Here is a 15008-nt window from a genome sequence, read left to right as displayed (position 1 = left end):
CACAGACGAGGAGCGAAACCCGAAGAAATCGAATGTCGCTCCACGCGGTGACGCTGAGGATCACGTCCCCGGGGCCGTCGATGCGCCGGTCGGAATCGCATCGAGCAAATCGCCACTCACATCAATCCACTTGTTCATGGCGCCGAGGCGCTCGATCTCCGACCACGTGTTAATCGGACGCTTCTGCCCCCCATCAATCCAGTAGATCTTTCCGGTTTCTCCGCGGATGAAGTACGTCATCGGGGTGGAGGTTTTCGGCATCGCAGCGCACGTGGAGGTGCTGAGTTGTACGAACTTGAGCCCAAACGCCTTCACCAGAGTCGGATCGTAAATCGGCGCAGCCTTCCCTCCAATTCCTGCGAGGAAATCTGGACCGCACTTCACTCCCAGACTGTCAATCCATGTCGTCGCATCATAGGAGGCGATCGTTGCATCAGAAACCACGCTGTAGGCCCCACCGAACCCGAGCCCCACCGAGACGCCAAAAGTGGACAAGGCCAAGAGTCGGCTCCCGTCAACGAGATATATCCGGGGGCTTGAAGCAGACTTGACCAACTGCCCGGATGCAAGTCCCGCGAGTGCTGCACCCTCGGGGATCGATGTGAGAACCCCATCCGGCACGGTCCAAATCGTCGCGGGCACTCCATGGTCCTGAACGTAAAGCCCGTATGGCGCCCAAGACAAGAGCCTCTGCTTCTTGCCGTCGGCGATCAAGTACAGACTCGACGACGAGGCCTCCTTCACGAAATGTGGCCCTGTCGTCTTCGCCTTCACCGGTAAGTTCGCCAGCACGGTCGCATCCGTCTCTAGGAAAGGAATACCCGCGTACGTTGCAGCTGCGACCTCGATGCGTCCTTCGGTCGTCATGACCGAAAGTCGCTTGTCGGCATCCTTCATGAAGCCCGTGATCCCAGCACTCGGGTTGAGCTTGACAATGCTCTCACTGTCCAGGCTCCCCGTGGAAAAGGTCAATCGCAGCGGCGACTGAACGAGCATGGGTTCGGTGATCGGCGTGATTCTGTTGGCGACCAGCAGGCCCAGCGCGTTCGAGCCGCGTGTCTCTGCGGCCACGCCGTTTCTCGCGACGGGAGTCCCATACGGGAGATATGCGATTGCCGGCTCAAAAAGAGTCACTGAATTTTCGGGGTGTGGCACGGCTGCCAAAGACGCGTCATCGAGAACTTCCCGACGCGCGCCAGCCTCTATCAAGAATCGTTTATGGTCGGTTGTGTTGAAAACGCGTGACATAGCCGGTCCGTCGCGCAGAGAACTGATCTGTTGGTCCGTGAGGAGGATGGAATCGCCACAGGGATAGCCGTAGGCGGACACATCGTCGCAGGTCATGAATTGAAGTTTCGCGCCCACATCGAAAAAATACACTTTTCCGGCGCTCGAACGTATGACGCGGCCGAGGCCGGCGCCCGTTGTGAAGTTGTCGAGATATTGCTGCGAGACGTAGCCGATCGCCCCGAGCGGGTATAGGGCGTTGAGCGTGTTCCAGTCGGGAATCGCATGCTTTTGTGTGCCGGAGATGAGGTACACCGTGACGTTGTCTACGCTCCGGACGAGAGATGTGCCTCGCTGGGGGTCACCGAACCAGTCACTGAAAATTCGAAAAAAGTTCCTGTTGCCATAGCTGCTGCAAGCATCGCCCGAACCATACAGGTTCGCTAGTGCCGCCGCATTGGGCTGATAGGGCGTGTAGTTATACAGACCAGCAGTTGCCTGATTCTGGATATAGACGGACCCTGAGCCACACGATGAATTTGGATGAAATCGGACCGCGTTGACCCGTCCCGGGACGTGACTCCATCGAGTGGGATTGGCGGCGTAGTACTGGAACTGCAGTGCAGCAGCATAGACCTGGTTAAAGAAGCCGTAGTAGGAGGTATCGCAGTCAGCCGTGTCAGGACATCCGTAACCTGTTGCGCTGCGGTACTGTCGCGCACTCGGCGTGGAATCCGAGACGATACCCTGTTCCTTTTCTAGGAGAACGATCAACGCTTGTTGGCTTATACCACAGGCGATCCCCACTCGGGAGATGATGCTGGCAGCGCTTTCGCCTGCGCGGCCAGAATAAGCTGCACATCGCCCGAATACTTCAGCACGATTCGGCGTGTCCTGCGTATACGACTTTAAGCACACATATCCAGAACTGCAGGTCGGCACCTTCGCATTAAGGAACTGTTGAACGGAATCGGCAGTCATAGCGTTGCCATTGAAGAAGACAGCATCACTGATGATGTTTCCGGGATCGAACGAAGAAGCGTTTGCGGCTTCGGCCTGGGACGACGGCGCCATAGCCACGAGCAGCGCTGTAGCAAGCGAAGCTGCTAGCACCATCCCGAGTAGTCTTTTGATTTTCACGGGATCTCCAAGATTGTGGGCGATGACGAAACGGTCGAAATGTCGGACGTGTAGGTAAGCACAACCTGCCACGTGCCCTTAGCCAGATCACCGATCGGGACCTGAACGAAACCGCAGGATGTGGTCGTCGCGTCGGATGCCCCGACGGTGGCCACGGACTTCTCACGTTTAGTCCTGCTGAAGTTGAACGTGCACACGCCGCCATCTTCAACAACCTCTGAAACGTAGCCTGACGCGCTAACGTTCAGCCCATCTGCGTCGACTCCCGCAACAGTGATAACCGCTTCACCAGCCAGCGGTACCGTGGATGTCGCAGTACCTGTATTCGATGGCGACAACGGAGAGCCATGCGATTCATCCACAGGAACGTCTGCCGAGGCACAGCCAACCATTGAGCCGGTGCATAGGGCACGAACTACAAACGCTTTCCACGGGCGAGTGGCTATCGGAGGTGCGTGTTTCACTTCTTGAGACTACCGATCATATTGCCAGACAAGAGTGCTAACGTTACCCCTCATTTGTTCAAAATGCTCAGATCCCGTCCTCCCAGATTTTTCACCTAGACTCCTGATGTCCCTTCATCACTATGGAAAGTGACCTATGTCTAGCCTGAATGCCGAAGAACGAGCCCTCCGAATCGCTCAGGAGCCGCTCCTACCTGTGGGTCAGTCCACGGGCTTCGTCAGCGGCACCGGATCATCCGTTAGAGAAGTCTGGGCACACCGCGAGCTCCTCGGGCTACTCGTGCGCCGGGAGATTAAGGCGCGATACAAGGACAGCTCGCTCGGCCTGGTGTGGAGCTTGGTCAAGCCACTCTCGCAGCTGCTGGTTTACTACTTTGCCATCGGTCAAGTCCTCGGCTTAGCTCGCAACATTCCAAGCTTCGCCATTTTCGTATTTGTTGGCCTGACCATATGGGGTCTTTTTACCGAGATCATCTCCAGTGGAACCATGTCGATCATAAACAATTCGGGTCTGGTCAAAAAGGTTTACCTACCGCGAGAGATTTTTCCTTTGGGCAGTCTCGGTGGCGGACTGTTCAACTTCGCCCTCCAGCTCGTTATTCTGATCGGTGCGACGATTGCGATGGGCCAGATTCCGCTCACCCCAGATCTCGCCATCGCCCCCCTCGCAGTCCTAAATGTCATTCTGTTTGGAACTGCCCTAGCCATGATTTTGTCAGCGGCAACCGTGTATCTTCGCGACATTCAGCACCTCGTCGAAGTGGCCTTGACTGTGGCTTTCTGGGGCTCCCCCATCGTGTATTCCTATGCATTCGTACATGCCGCCATTGGTGGCACATGGTTGGAGCAAATCTATCTTGCCAATCCGGTGACCCTGAGCGTCCTCGGGATGCAGAAGGCGTTCTGGCTCGCCGGAACGACCGAATCAACGCAAATGAATTTTCCGCCGGACCTCGCCGTACGCCTCTGGATTTCCCTTGCAATCAGCGCGGTACTGCTCTGGGTGGGTCAACGAATATTTTCGCGGTTGCAGGGCAATTTCGCGCAGGAGCTGTAAGCCATGACGATTTCCCCCAGCATTGTCCAAGTCGACGATGTCTCGAAGCGTTTTATCCTTCACAAGGACAAGTCCGTCAAAGAGCGACTCATGTTCATTGGCCGGGCACGAAAGCAGGCGGAAGACTTCTGGGCGTTGCGAAATGTGAGCCTGGACATCAAGACCGGCACGACGGTCGGCCTCGTCGGACACAACGGCTCCGGTAAATCGACGCTACTCAAAGTCGTCGGGGGGATCATCCAGCCAACCAGTGGATCTGTCGTTCGGCGGGGCCGAATGGCCGCATTGCTTGAGCTTGGTGCTGGCTTCCACCCGGATCTGTCGGGTCGCGAGAATGTCTATCTGAACGCGGCTATTCTGGGCCTCAACCGTCAGGAAACAGACCTGCACTTCGATGCAATCGTGGAGTTTTCCGGCATCGAAGAGTTCATTGATACCCAGGTGAAGTTTTACAGTTCCGGGATGTATGTGCGTCTCGCTTTCTCTGTAGCCGTCCACGTGGATCCTGACCTGCTTCTCGTCGATGAGGTGCTCGCTGTGGGCGACGAACCGTTTCAACGAAAATGCATGGACAAGATCGCCGAGTTCCAAGCCGAAGGTCGAACGATTGTTTTAGTCAGCCATTCATCGGATCAGGTCGGTCGCCTGTGCGATCGTGTTGTTGTCATGCACGCGGGTTCAATGATTCACGACGGCGACCCGGCCGAGGGAATCCGCGTGCTCCGCGATGGTTACGAAGAGGATCGCGTCAACCACATCAAGGCCTCCCCCGTTGAAAGTAGCGACGCCAAGAGGCTAACTCTTGGCGAAGTAGAAGCTCGTACCGTAGTGGGTTCGGACCAAACCGATGTCATTGTCAGGACGACGGTCGACGTGCATGAGATCACGCCCGGCTGGGGAATCGGGGTTGCGATTGACACCCCCCTCGGGCTGCGCCTCTATGCCATGAACACCTTCACGATGGGCATGGATTTCCCCACGACTCGCGGCCGTCACGTCGTCGAGGTCACTCTGCCCGATATCCGACTCGGTGCAGGAAAATACCTGATCAGCGTCGGACTGGGGTTACCCACGGGCGAGACAATCGACCGACGCGGCAGCGCCGCCGCCTTTGACATGCCGAGCGATGTGTTCGGCGCAGGGATCCTGCGTCTCGAACCCCGCCTCGATATTAACCCTCGGGTTGCGTGAGCCGTGCCAGTCCCTTTAGCAAACCTCCTCTACGACTCCGTGAGCCGCAATACTGGTGACATCGCAATAGGCGTAGCCGCCGAGCAGCTCTTCGCTGCGCGCGGAGTGACCTCTCATATTGTCAATCCGTTCAGCGAGATCTTCCCAAGCCCCTTGGTCATCGGCGGCGGTGAGCTCGTGCGCGTCAAGGGAGACCCTTTCTATGATGCCTACCGCCAGACGGGCGGACATATCCTCAACGCGGCCGGCGTATGGTCGTCGGCCGATGATTTGGGCTACCTGAACGAGTACGCCTTCGTCTCTGCACGCTCGGAGCATGAGGTGCAGGTGCTTCGCTCCTTTGTTTCGCGTGCAGAGGTTCTCCCGTGCGCGACAACCCTACTTCGGAGCGATGACTTCGTCATACCAGGAATTGATGCCGACGAACCCGTGGTGGGAATCCACATGGTGCCCCACTCGCTCCGACTCCTTGAAGACCTCATTCCGATAATCGACGCTATCCCTCACAAGAAAGTCTTCATCCCCTTCACGCATTACAACGGCGACCAATCTTTTATGAAGACGCTTCCGTTCAACATGAAGAATAGTGTTCTGCTCGACAAGCTTGATCCTCTTCAACTACATTCCGTGATTCGCCAGATGGACTACGTCGTGGTTTCGTCCTTGCACGCCTCAATCTATGCGTACAGTCAGAACATTCCATTTGCTTCAGTCCATCAGAAGAAGGCCGAATACTACTTTCAGGACAGGGACCTTAGCTCACACTTGGTTCGGAATGATCGTGAGCTCAGAGCGATGCTGGCGAGGCTGGAATCGGAGACCTTTGATTTCTCGGAACAGATTGCTAGCGACAGCCGACGTGTCAACCAGGCTTTCGATCGTTACGCGGAGATTCTGGGCACCACTGAGCAGCGACTTGCGCCGACTACCGATCCATTGTCTTTCGCACGCCAGCAGACGGTGCTCTTCGACCAGGCGCAGATGGTCATAGGCGACCGTGACCTGGCCCTGGGCTATTCTGAATCACGACGGCTTAAATCAAGAAGAGTTGCAATCGACCTCCAGCAGGATAATGCGATACTCAACGACGCGTTGACGCTGTCCCGTTCTGCACAGGAGACGCTGCAGGCGGAATTGAACCGTCGGGACCAGCGCCTCTCGGCCAGAATCTACCGTCGCGCCAAACGCGAGCTAGGCCGACTTGCGTCGGTGTTCAAGCGACCCTGACCGGACTGCTTCCGCGTCGTTGATATCAACTAGTGTCGACGCACGGTAGCTCTTCCACTTTTCAATCTGAAAAACCGGGTTGACTGCCATCCAGTAGATTTTCCTCTTCCAGCTGAAGTCAGAATCCTGAAGAATCCGAAGGCCATCACCGACTATCCCGCGGAGCGTCAGCCGCAGCTGCCCGCGCGGCTCCAGAACCGGAATCGGGAATCCAATTTGGCGCAGTCCGACTGTTTCGTCAAAGATACGTCGACGATACTCTTGCAGCGATAGATCATTCGAATGCTCGACCGCCGCGCGTCCAGCGTACGCCTTTCGATACCCAGCCTCGATGAGATCTTTTCCGAAGAGTTGGTCTTCTGCGTAGCGCACGTCCCGGTAGGGAATAGTCGTGAGCAAAAAGTCCCGCCGCGCCGCGGAGTTCACATCGGAGTAGAAACTGATGGCATTTAGGACACCTTCACTCTGCACAAAGTTGTCCTTGTAAAACACGGACGTCCCGAAATCCGGCCCCAATCCCGCGAAGACTCCTTGGATTTCGTACTTGAGGAGGGGGAAACACCCAGGGCGAGGAATCTGTTTGCCCATGACAGCAACGATGCTGTCGTCCAGCTCGAACGGCTTCAGGAGCTCACGGAGCCACTGCGTTGATGCCGGGATTGCGTCGTGCGTCAGGAAGGCGATAAACTCCCCCGTCGCGAGCTGTGCTGCCAGATTGCGCGTCTTGCCGTGACCGAATTCCGAATTTGGAATTTCGTGAAGGCGCACGGTGGGGAACCGCCGCACAATGTCCAGCGTCGCGTCCGTGGATCCGGAGTCGAGAACGAGTACCTCGAATTCCCCGTCGACTTCCTGCGCGAGCACGTCACGCAGAATGCGTTCGAGATACACCTCACCGTTGTAGGTCAGGATGGCGACGGTGGCCAAGGGTGTTTCAGCCATTGAGCTGTCCTCGAATTTCTTCATGGGTGAGGCGAATTCCCTCGTCGAGAGGGGTGAGGGGAACACTGCCGAATTCGGTGGTGTAGCGCGCAGTGTTCAACACAACGCGATCAACGAAGGTGGGGGGAACCGGCTGCTCGATTACGGCGAATTCATCTCCGACGACACGAGCAATGGAATCGATGATTTCCGTCACGGAATGCCCAATACCGCTACCGAGGTTATATAGATCGAATGCTGTGTCGACACCGACCATAGGTGTGATCATGCGAACCAGGTCTTGAACGAAGACGTAGTCGCGAATCATGGAACCCGATCCCAATCGAATGACCGGCCGTCCGAGGGATATCTGTCGCAGAGCGATTGGGATGAGGCCCTGCTTCTTATTCGCCTTCTGCCGTGTGCCGTATGGGTTCGAGATCCGCAGTGACGTCGATTGAAGCCCGTGTTTGGTCTGAAAATAGTGCAGATAGTGCTCAATCGAGAGCTTTCCAATCCCATATGGGGAGATGGGAAGAGCCCGATCTGTTTCGGAGTAGTCGGCCTGACCTTGCGGCCCGTAGATGGCTCCCCCCGTGGACGCAAAGTAGAATCGCTTCACTCCGGCTTCCACGCAGGATTCCAGCAGCTCAACAGTCTGCGCCACGTTGGTGCGGATATCGAGGGTCGGGTCACTTTCCGCTGTCGCGGGCGACGTTGTCGACAGGAAGTGAAACACATAGTCCTGCCCCTTCACGGCCTCATCGAGGTCAGCCCTGCTGAGAAATTCCCCCGTGAGGATAGACACGTCGGGCGCACTGAACGTTGGGGTGCGGGACCCGAAACGATCGAAGGCCGTGACGCGGTGCCCGTCGCAGGCGAGCGCATCGACGAGGTGGGAACCGATAAACCCGTTTCCGCCGATAACCAGAGTCTTAGCCACGCATAGCCCTCTCGAAGGCGGCGAGGAACTGGTCACCGGAGTCTGACCATGTAGAGGTCGCCACGGATTTGGACATCGCCACTGAACGCTCGACGGCATCAGGGCGGTCAAACACCTCTGCCATCTTCCTGGCAATTGCCAGTGGTGATGCCTGCACGTACTCAATATAGGCGTTGTCGGAGACCAAGCGGTTGTTCGGACCGTCATTGACGACAGGCGTCACTCCGCTTGATAGGAGTTCCAGAGGCAGCAGCGACATATTGGACAGTGATAGCACGAGGCCCGCAGCGCAGCGGTTATAGACGGCATTGAGTTCCGAGATATCGAGGCTTGCAAGGTTTGTGTGTTCGAACGGAATAGCCCAGTTCGAAACGTCCCATCCTGCAAAATTGATGCGCACGTCAGGCTTAATCCGCGCGAATTCGGCAAGCACGAGCAGACCAAATTCGAAGGCGCGACGGGCAGTGACCGGACGGGCGTAGAAGAATACTTCGTTGCGTCGCTCGAGATTGGTGACGCTGTAGTGGGTTTTGTCTGCTGCAAAATCGAAGTGGTCGGTGTTCATACCGAATTCGGTCGACAGTTTGTTTGCTAGCCAGCCACCCGCGGTGATGCCGTGGAAGCCGAACCTGTACGTGTTCTCGGCAAGCAAGGATTCTGTTCCAAGGGGATAAAAACTGGCTTCGTAGTCCTGAACGAAATAGAATCGGCGCGCATTCGATTTGTCCAGGTAGGCCGGGTAGGCCGTTTCCCATCCGGTCGCAAAGATTGCCTGGGTTCCGGCTCGAACGCCTTGGTCACGGTCGTACATCTCAATTGATGCCGATACTTCCGGGTACGCGGCCGCAGTATGCAGCATGCTCCGAATATCGGTGAAGCTGACCGGCGTGGTATTGGTCGTATAAAGGTATATGGAACATCGATGGCCGGCCTTCTCCGCCAGGTCGATGAAACGGAAAAGGTTCTGGTGCCCGCCGCTTTCCAGACCGGGCGGTGACATGATCCAGGCGATATCGACCGGACCCTGATCAACGGTGATGGGATCAGCCTGCCATGGTGCCGGCTCGGTCCAGTCAAGCCGTTCCGCATCTTCCGTCGCGACAAGCATGGTGACCGTGTGTGGGGTAATAATGGCACCGGCCTTGGCGAAGCCGCGAGCGATTAAGGATCGAGTGCCCTCGGCCCTGGCTATGCGGATTGGCCGAAGGACGACGTGTGCAGCCCTCTGCATGAAGACCTTCGGTCCGTGATCTCGAATAATGCGGAAACCTCTACCCAACACGCTCAAAAAATCTCCCTGGTTCGCACCGAGTAAGTAAGTTGGCCCACATGTGTGCGCACATCAATTTGAACTCTACCAACTGATACATGGTCGAGCCTGAGTCCTCCCAGTGCGGTCGGACCGGGAGGAAGTGACGACGACTATGCTGAAGAGTGATGTCTAGTCCGCTCCTACCTTCCACGGCAGTGGTCACCGTGACGTACAACTCGAGTTCACAACTCGATGAATTTCTGGCTTCGGTGACATCGAGTGAGATTGATTCTCTCGCCTGTGTCGTCGCCGACAACAATTCTGCCGATATCGCGACGACGCGCGACATTACGGCATTGCACGGTGGAACGCTGCTGCCACTAGAGCAAAATCACGGATACGGCGGCGCTATCAATGCAGCGGTCCGCACGCTGCCCAGTGACATCAAATATGTATTAATCTCCAATCCTGATGTGAAGATTGGGCGCTTGGCCACGAGTGCGCTGCTGGACGAGATGGCTGCGGATCCGCGCGTGGGATCCGTCGGCCCTCGTGTTCTGAATTCAGACGGCACGACTTATCCCTCCGGACGAGAGCTGCCGTCCCTCCGAACTGGAATTGGCCACGCACTCTTCAGCCACATCTGGCACCAGAATCCGTGGAGCAGGACCTATCGAGCCGAGTCTGATGGTGCTGACTACCGCAGAGAGGTCGGTTGGCTATCGGGGTCGTGCTTGCTCGTTCGACGCAGCGCGTTCGAACAGCTAGCCGGGTTCGACGAGAACTACTTCATGTATTTCGAGGACGTTGACCTCGGGTTTCGCCTGGGCCAAGCCGGATGGAAGAACATCTACACACCCAAGGCGTCTGTTATCCATGCCGGAGCGGCGTCAACGAGCGCGGAGTCCGGAAAGATGCTCCGCGCACACCACGACAGCGCCTATCGATATCTGGAGAAGAAGTACTCGGCCCCATACCTGGCACCTATTCGCTGGGCGCTCAAAGTCGGACTTCGTCTAAGGGCCTACCTCTTCGCTCGATCCGACTAAAGTCAATCTGCCGTGGCGATCAAGCCCGCGAGGTATCGTCCGTATCCGCTCTTGAGCAACGGAGCGGCGAGTACTGCGAGCTGCGCATCCGTGATCCAACCAGCGCGCCAAGCGATCTCCTCGATGCAGCCCACCTTGAAACCCTGGCGGTCTTCAATGACACGCACGTACTCGGAAGCCTGCATCATCGACTCGAACGTGCCGGTGTCGAGCCAGGCGGTGCCGCGGTCAAGTACCTGAACGTGCAGTGTACCGGCGTCGAGGTAGCGCTCATTGATGGTGCTGATCTCCAACTCGCCACGCGCGCTAGGCTCGATGGTTTTCGCGATTTCAACGACCGAATTGTCGTAGAAGTACAGCCCCGGCACCGCATAGTTACTCTTGGGCTTCGTTGGCTTTTCTTCGATGGAGATCGCCGTGCCGTTTTCGTCGAACTCGACCACGCCATACGACGTGGGGTTGCTCACGTGATACGCGAAAATGCGCGCTCCCTCGATCTCGGCATTGCCCCGCAGCGCTGATCCGAGTCCGGCACCGTGAAAGATGTTGTCGCCGAGCACGAGAGCAACGCTGTCTTCACCGATAAATTCTTCGCCGATGATAAAAGCTTGGGCTAGACCATCAGGGGAAGGCTGAACTGCATACTCAATGCTTATGCCGAGGTCGGAGCCATCGCCAAGCAGGGCGCGAAACTGGTCGTTGTATTCGGGCGTCGTGATGATCAGGATTTCCTTGATGTCCGCCATCATGAGCGTCGACAAGGGGTAGTAGATCATCGGCTTGTCCCATATGGGCATGAGCTGCTTCGAGATGCCTTTGGTGATCGGCCACAGGCGCGTGCCTGAACCGCCGGCAAGAATGATTCCGCGCATGATTACTTCCTGTCGTTCAGAGTGTCGTAGTAGGCGCGGGCCGCGGCCCACGTGGGCAGCAGGCCGCTGGCCGCGGCGTCAGCCAGGCTCGGGGCGTCTGTGTCTTTGGGCGACAGCAAGAGTTCGCCGGCTTCGGGCGGAAAGACCAAACCGACCTCCGGGTCGAGAGGATTGATGCCGTGTTCGCGACCCGGGCTGAAGGTGCTATTGACAAGGTAGCTGACGGTGGCGTTGTCGGTCAGTGCTACGAAGCAGTGGCCGAGGCCCTCAGCGATGTAGACGGCGCGTCGGTCGGTGTCATCGAGCAGCACGCTGTCCCACTGACCGTACGTCGGGGACCCGACGCGAATATCGACGATGTAGTCGAGGACCGCGCCGTGAACGGCCGTGACGTATTTGGCTTGGCTGGGCGGTACATCGGCGAAGTGGATGCCGCGCACGGAACCGCGTTTCGAGACCGATGTGTTGGCCTGGGCTAGGTCGAGTTTGTGCCCGACCTCTTCTTCAAGCTTGTCAAACCGGTACCACTCGAGGAACACTCCCCGGTCGTCACCAAACTGCTTCGGGGTGATTTCATAGGAATCGGGGATAGAAAGCTCTCGAATCTGCACGTTTGGCAGTCTAGCAATTGGGTTCCGGTAGAATCGCGGAGGCCACCCAAGCGAACGGAACGGTACTCCTATATGAAGATCCTCGTCACCGGCGGCGCCGGTTTTATCGGCTCCAACTTTGTCCGACGCACGATTGAAGACAAGTACCCGGGCCTGGAGGGCGCCGAGGTTGTTGTACTCGACGCGTTGACCTACTCGGGCAACCTCGAAAACCTCGCCCCGATCGCCGATTCACCGCGCTACTCCTTCGTGCACGGCGACATTCGCGACGGCAAGCTGCTCGACACGCTCTTTCCCGGCCTGGACGCGGTGGTGCATTTCGCCGCCGAAAGCCACGTGGACCGGTCCGTGATGGATTCGACGATCTTCGTTGAGACCAACGTGCTCGGCACCCAGCAGCTGCTCGACGCGGCCCTGCGCCACAACCTGGCCCGGTTCGTGCACGTCTCCACCGACGAGGTCTACGGTTCCATCGCCGAAGGCTCCTGGAACGAGGAGCGGGCTCTTGAGCCCAACTCCCCCTATTCCGCGTCGAAGGCCGGCAGCGACCTGCTCGCCCGCAGCTACCACCGCACCCATGGCCTGAACGTATCGATCACGCGCTGCTCGAACAACTACGGCCCGTACCACTTTCCCGAAAAGGTCATCCCGCTGTTCGTCAGCAACCTGATCGACGACCTGCACGTTCCTCTCTATGGCGAGGGCAACAACATTCGCGACTGGCTGCACGTTGACGATCACACCCGTGCGATCGCCATGGTGCTCGTCGGCGGCCGCGCCGGGGAGATCTACAACATCGGCGGCGGCACCGAGCTGACCAACAAGGAACTCACCCAGCTGCTGCTGGACTCGACCGGCAAGGACTGGTCGTACGTTGACCGCGTCGCCGACCGTCTCGGCCACGACCTGCGCTACTCGGTGGACATCAGCAAAATTCAGGCCGAACTGGGCTACGCCCCCGAGGTTCCGTTCGAACAGGGCCTCGCCGACGTCGTGCAGTGGTACCGCGACAACCGCCAGTGGTGGGAGCCGCTCAAGGCTCGGGCGGCGCTGAACTAATATGACCCGCTACCTGATCACGGGCGCCACCGGCATGCTGGGGCGCGACCTGCAGACGGCTTTGGCCGGCCGCGAGGTGACCGCTCTCGGCCGCGCCGACCTCGACGTGACCGACCTGGCCGCGGTCACGGCCGCCGTCGCCGGCCACGACGTCATCATCAACGCCGCCGCGTACACCAAGGTCGACGACGCGGAGACGAACGAAGACGAGGCCTACGCGGTGAACGCGGTGGGGCCGCGTAATCTTGCGGTGGCGGCATCCGCTCTGCAGGCGAAGCTCGTGCAGATTTCAACGGACTACGTCTTTGACGGCAGTGCCACCACGCCCTACGCCGAGAACACCCAGCACAACCCGATCTCGGCCTACGGCCGCACCAAGGCCGCCGGCGAAGACTTTGTGCAGGCAGAGAACGCAGCGCGCAGCTACATCGTGCGCACCGCCTGGCTGTACGGCAAGAACGGACCGAACTTCGCTAAGACCATGCTCAATGCCGCTGCAAAGCGCGACACCCTGAGCGTGGTCACCGATCAGGTCGGCCAGCCGACCTGGACGGTGGATCTCGCCGCTCAGATCGTGCTGCTGCTGGACGCCGACGCCCCCGCCGGCATCTACCACGGCACGAACTCGGGCCTCGCGTCGAAGTTCGACCAGGCCCGCGACGTGTTTGTCCTCGCCGGACTCGACCCGGAACGCATACTGCCCACCGACAGCTCGGCCTTTGTGCTGCCCGCGCCGCGCCCGGCCTATTCGGTGCTCGGCCACGCCAACTGGGCTGCCGCCGGCCTCGCGCCGATGCGCCCCTGGCAGGAGGCTCAGGCCGCCGCCTTCGCCGCGGGGGTTTTCGAGACACCATGATCACTCTGCGGGTAGTCGTCGACCAGATGGTCGCCCCGGTTCCGGGCGGGGTCGGGCGTTACACCGAGGAACTCGCGCGCGCGCTGATTGCGACCGCGCCAGCCGGGTGCGACGTTGAGGGTATTGTCTCGTCGTCGCCGCCCGCCCAGTATGAACTCATTGAGGCCGCGCTGCCCGGCCTGGCCAACCTGCACAAGACCACGCTCGCTCGCCGCGAACTGGCCACGGCCTGGGCTCTCGGTGTGACCGCCGGAACGGGCACCGGGCTCATTCATGCCCCCGGGCTGCTCGCGCCGCTGCGCCGCCACAGCCGGGGCGACGACGGTACCCAGATTGTGGTGACCCTGCACGACGTGCTGGCGTGGACGCATCCGTCGTCGCTGACCCCGGCCACCGTCGCCTGGACCAAGGGTATGCTCAAGCGCTCGCGCAAGCACGCCGACGCGATTGTCGTGCCGAGCCACGCCGTGGCCAGTCAGCTCACCGAGATCATGGACCTCGGCGACCGGGTGCGCGTCATCGGCAACGCCGTGGGCCGCGGCCTCGTGCTGCCGGCTGATTCCGTCGTGGAAGAGCGCCTGCAGGCGCTGGGGCTGCCCGCGCAGTACATTCTGACCTCCGGCTCGCTAGACCCGCGCAAGGCCGTGGCCGCACTGATCACGGCGCTCGGGCTGCCGGACGCGCCGGACCTGCCGTTGATCGTGCTCGGGCCGGACACTTGGGGCGAGCTCGACCTGGCCTCCGTGGCCGATGAAGCCGGACTGGCCCCGGGTCGCGTGCGCGCCCTGTCGGGACTGAGCGACTCCGACCTGGCCGTGGTGATTGCCCGGGCGAGCGTGTTCGTCTATCCGAGCTTAGAAGAAGGCTTCGCCCTGCCCATCATTGAGGCGTTCTCCCTTGGCACACCGGTCGTGCACTCCGACGCCCCGGCGCTGCTCGAAGCAGCCGGTGACGCCGGTCTCGCGGTGGAGCGTTCCAACGGCAAGGACTACCCCGCGCGACTCGTTGAGGCGGTCAACCGGGTGCTCGGCGACAGCGCACTGCGCAACCGCATGAGCATCTTTGGCGGGGACCGGGCGCGCGCCTTCAGCTGGACGGACTCCGCCGAGCGGGTCTGGCAGCTGCACGCCGACCTCTAG

The 15008-nt window shown here is 59.2% G+C and carries 13 protein-coding genes; 7 read left to right on the top strand and 6 right to left on the bottom strand.

The features are described from left to right. Positions 1–60: 60 nt before the first annotated feature. Positions 61–2367: a hypothetical protein gene (locus QMK22_RS16765; RefSeq protein WP_283498790.1), complete on the bottom strand. Its 2307-nt coding sequence runs from the start codon at positions 2365–2367 to the stop codon at positions 61–63. A 660-nt stretch (positions 2368–3027) separates the two neighbouring features. Between QMK22_RS16765 and QMK22_RS16760 the strand changes: the two genes are divergently transcribed. Genes QMK22_RS16760 through QMK22_RS16750 form a run of 3 tightly spaced genes read left to right on the top strand, consistent with a single transcriptional unit; the run spans position 3028 to position 6306 of the window. Beyond that, a complete protein-coding gene (locus QMK22_RS16760) occupies positions 3028–3888 on the top strand; it encodes an ABC transporter permease (protein ID WP_349361307.1) in 861 nt (286 codons plus the stop codon). A 3-nt stretch (positions 3889–3891) separates the two neighbouring features. Then, entirely contained in the window at positions 3892–5079 is a 1188-nt protein-coding gene (locus tag QMK22_RS16755; RefSeq protein WP_283498788.1) for an ABC transporter ATP-binding protein, read from the top strand. A 39-nt stretch (positions 5080–5118) separates the two neighbouring features. Next, positions 5119–6306, top strand: coding sequence for a polysaccharide pyruvyl transferase family protein (locus QMK22_RS16750; protein WP_283498787.1), 1188 nt, complete (start codon positions 5119–5121; stop codon positions 6304–6306). Here the strand turns inward: QMK22_RS16750 and QMK22_RS16745 are convergent. The 3 genes from QMK22_RS16745 to QMK22_RS16735 are packed head-to-tail and all read right to left on the bottom strand — an operon-like array spanning position 6271 to position 9452. Then, positions 6271–7272: a glycosyltransferase family 2 protein gene (locus tag QMK22_RS16745; protein WP_283498786.1), complete on the bottom strand. Its 1002-nt coding sequence runs from the start codon at positions 7270–7272 to the stop codon at positions 6271–6273. The two genes, QMK22_RS16750 and QMK22_RS16745, sit on opposite strands and share 36 nt — an antisense overlap. After that, positions 7241–8170 carry an NAD-dependent epimerase/dehydratase family protein gene (locus QMK22_RS16740; protein WP_283498785.1) on the bottom strand — a complete coding sequence of 310 codons (930 nt, stop codon included), beginning with the start codon at positions 8168–8170 and terminating at the stop codon, positions 7241–7243. Before QMK22_RS16740 ends, QMK22_RS16745 begins: the two co-directional genes overlap by 32 nt. Continuing rightward, the gene (locus QMK22_RS16735) at positions 8163–9452 is read right to left on the bottom strand and encodes a rhamnosyltransferase WsaF family glycosyltransferase (RefSeq protein ID WP_283498810.1); all 1290 of its coding nucleotides are present in this window, start codon (positions 9450–9452) and stop codon (positions 8163–8165) included. The genes QMK22_RS16740 and QMK22_RS16735 overlap by 8 nt, the downstream gene beginning before the upstream one ends. A 155-nt stretch (positions 9453–9607) precedes the next feature. Here QMK22_RS16735 and QMK22_RS16730 point away from each other — a divergent pair, with 155 nt between their 5' ends. Beyond that, positions 9608–10471: a glycosyltransferase family 2 protein gene (locus QMK22_RS16730; protein WP_283498784.1), complete on the top strand. Its 864-nt coding sequence runs from the start codon at positions 9608–9610 to the stop codon at positions 10469–10471. 2 nt (positions 10472–10473) lie between these two features. Here QMK22_RS16730 and rfbA read toward each other — a convergent pair whose 3' ends face one another. Then, complete coding sequence (gene rfbA, locus QMK22_RS16725) at positions 10474–11343, bottom strand: glucose-1-phosphate thymidylyltransferase RfbA (RefSeq protein WP_283498783.1); 870 nt, start codon at positions 11341–11343, stop codon at positions 10474–10476. A 2-nt stretch (positions 11344–11345) separates the two neighbouring features. Then, complete coding sequence (locus QMK22_RS16720; RefSeq protein ID WP_283498782.1) at positions 11346–11954, bottom strand: dTDP-4-dehydrorhamnose 3,5-epimerase family protein; 609 nt, start codon at positions 11952–11954, stop codon at positions 11346–11348. Between the two features lie 72 nt (positions 11955–12026). Between QMK22_RS16720 and rfbB the strand changes: the two genes are divergently transcribed. From rfbB to QMK22_RS16705, 3 genes are read left to right on the top strand one after another with little or no spacing between them, the layout of a single operon-like run. Beyond that, on the top strand, positions 12027–13013 hold the full coding sequence (gene rfbB / locus QMK22_RS16715; protein ID WP_283498781.1) for a dTDP-glucose 4,6-dehydratase: 987 nt from the start codon (positions 12027–12029) through the stop codon (positions 13011–13013). 1 nt (position 13014) lies between these two features. Further along, positions 13015–13869: a dTDP-4-dehydrorhamnose reductase gene (gene rfbD / locus QMK22_RS16710; protein ID WP_283498780.1), complete on the top strand. Its 855-nt coding sequence runs from the start codon at positions 13015–13017 to the stop codon at positions 13867–13869. After that, positions 13866–15008, top strand: coding sequence for a glycosyltransferase family 4 protein (locus tag QMK22_RS16705; RefSeq protein WP_283498779.1), 1143 nt, complete (start codon positions 13866–13868; stop codon positions 15006–15008). The genes rfbD and QMK22_RS16705 overlap by 4 nt, the downstream gene beginning before the upstream one ends.

The sequence above is a fragment of the Cryobacterium sp. PH29-G1 genome (assembly GCF_030063365.1).
GTDB lineage: Bacteria > Actinomycetota > Actinomycetes > Actinomycetales > Microbacteriaceae > Cryobacterium.
Note: the sequence above shows the minus strand (reverse complement) of the source record. Positions and strands in the feature narration are given on the sequence as shown.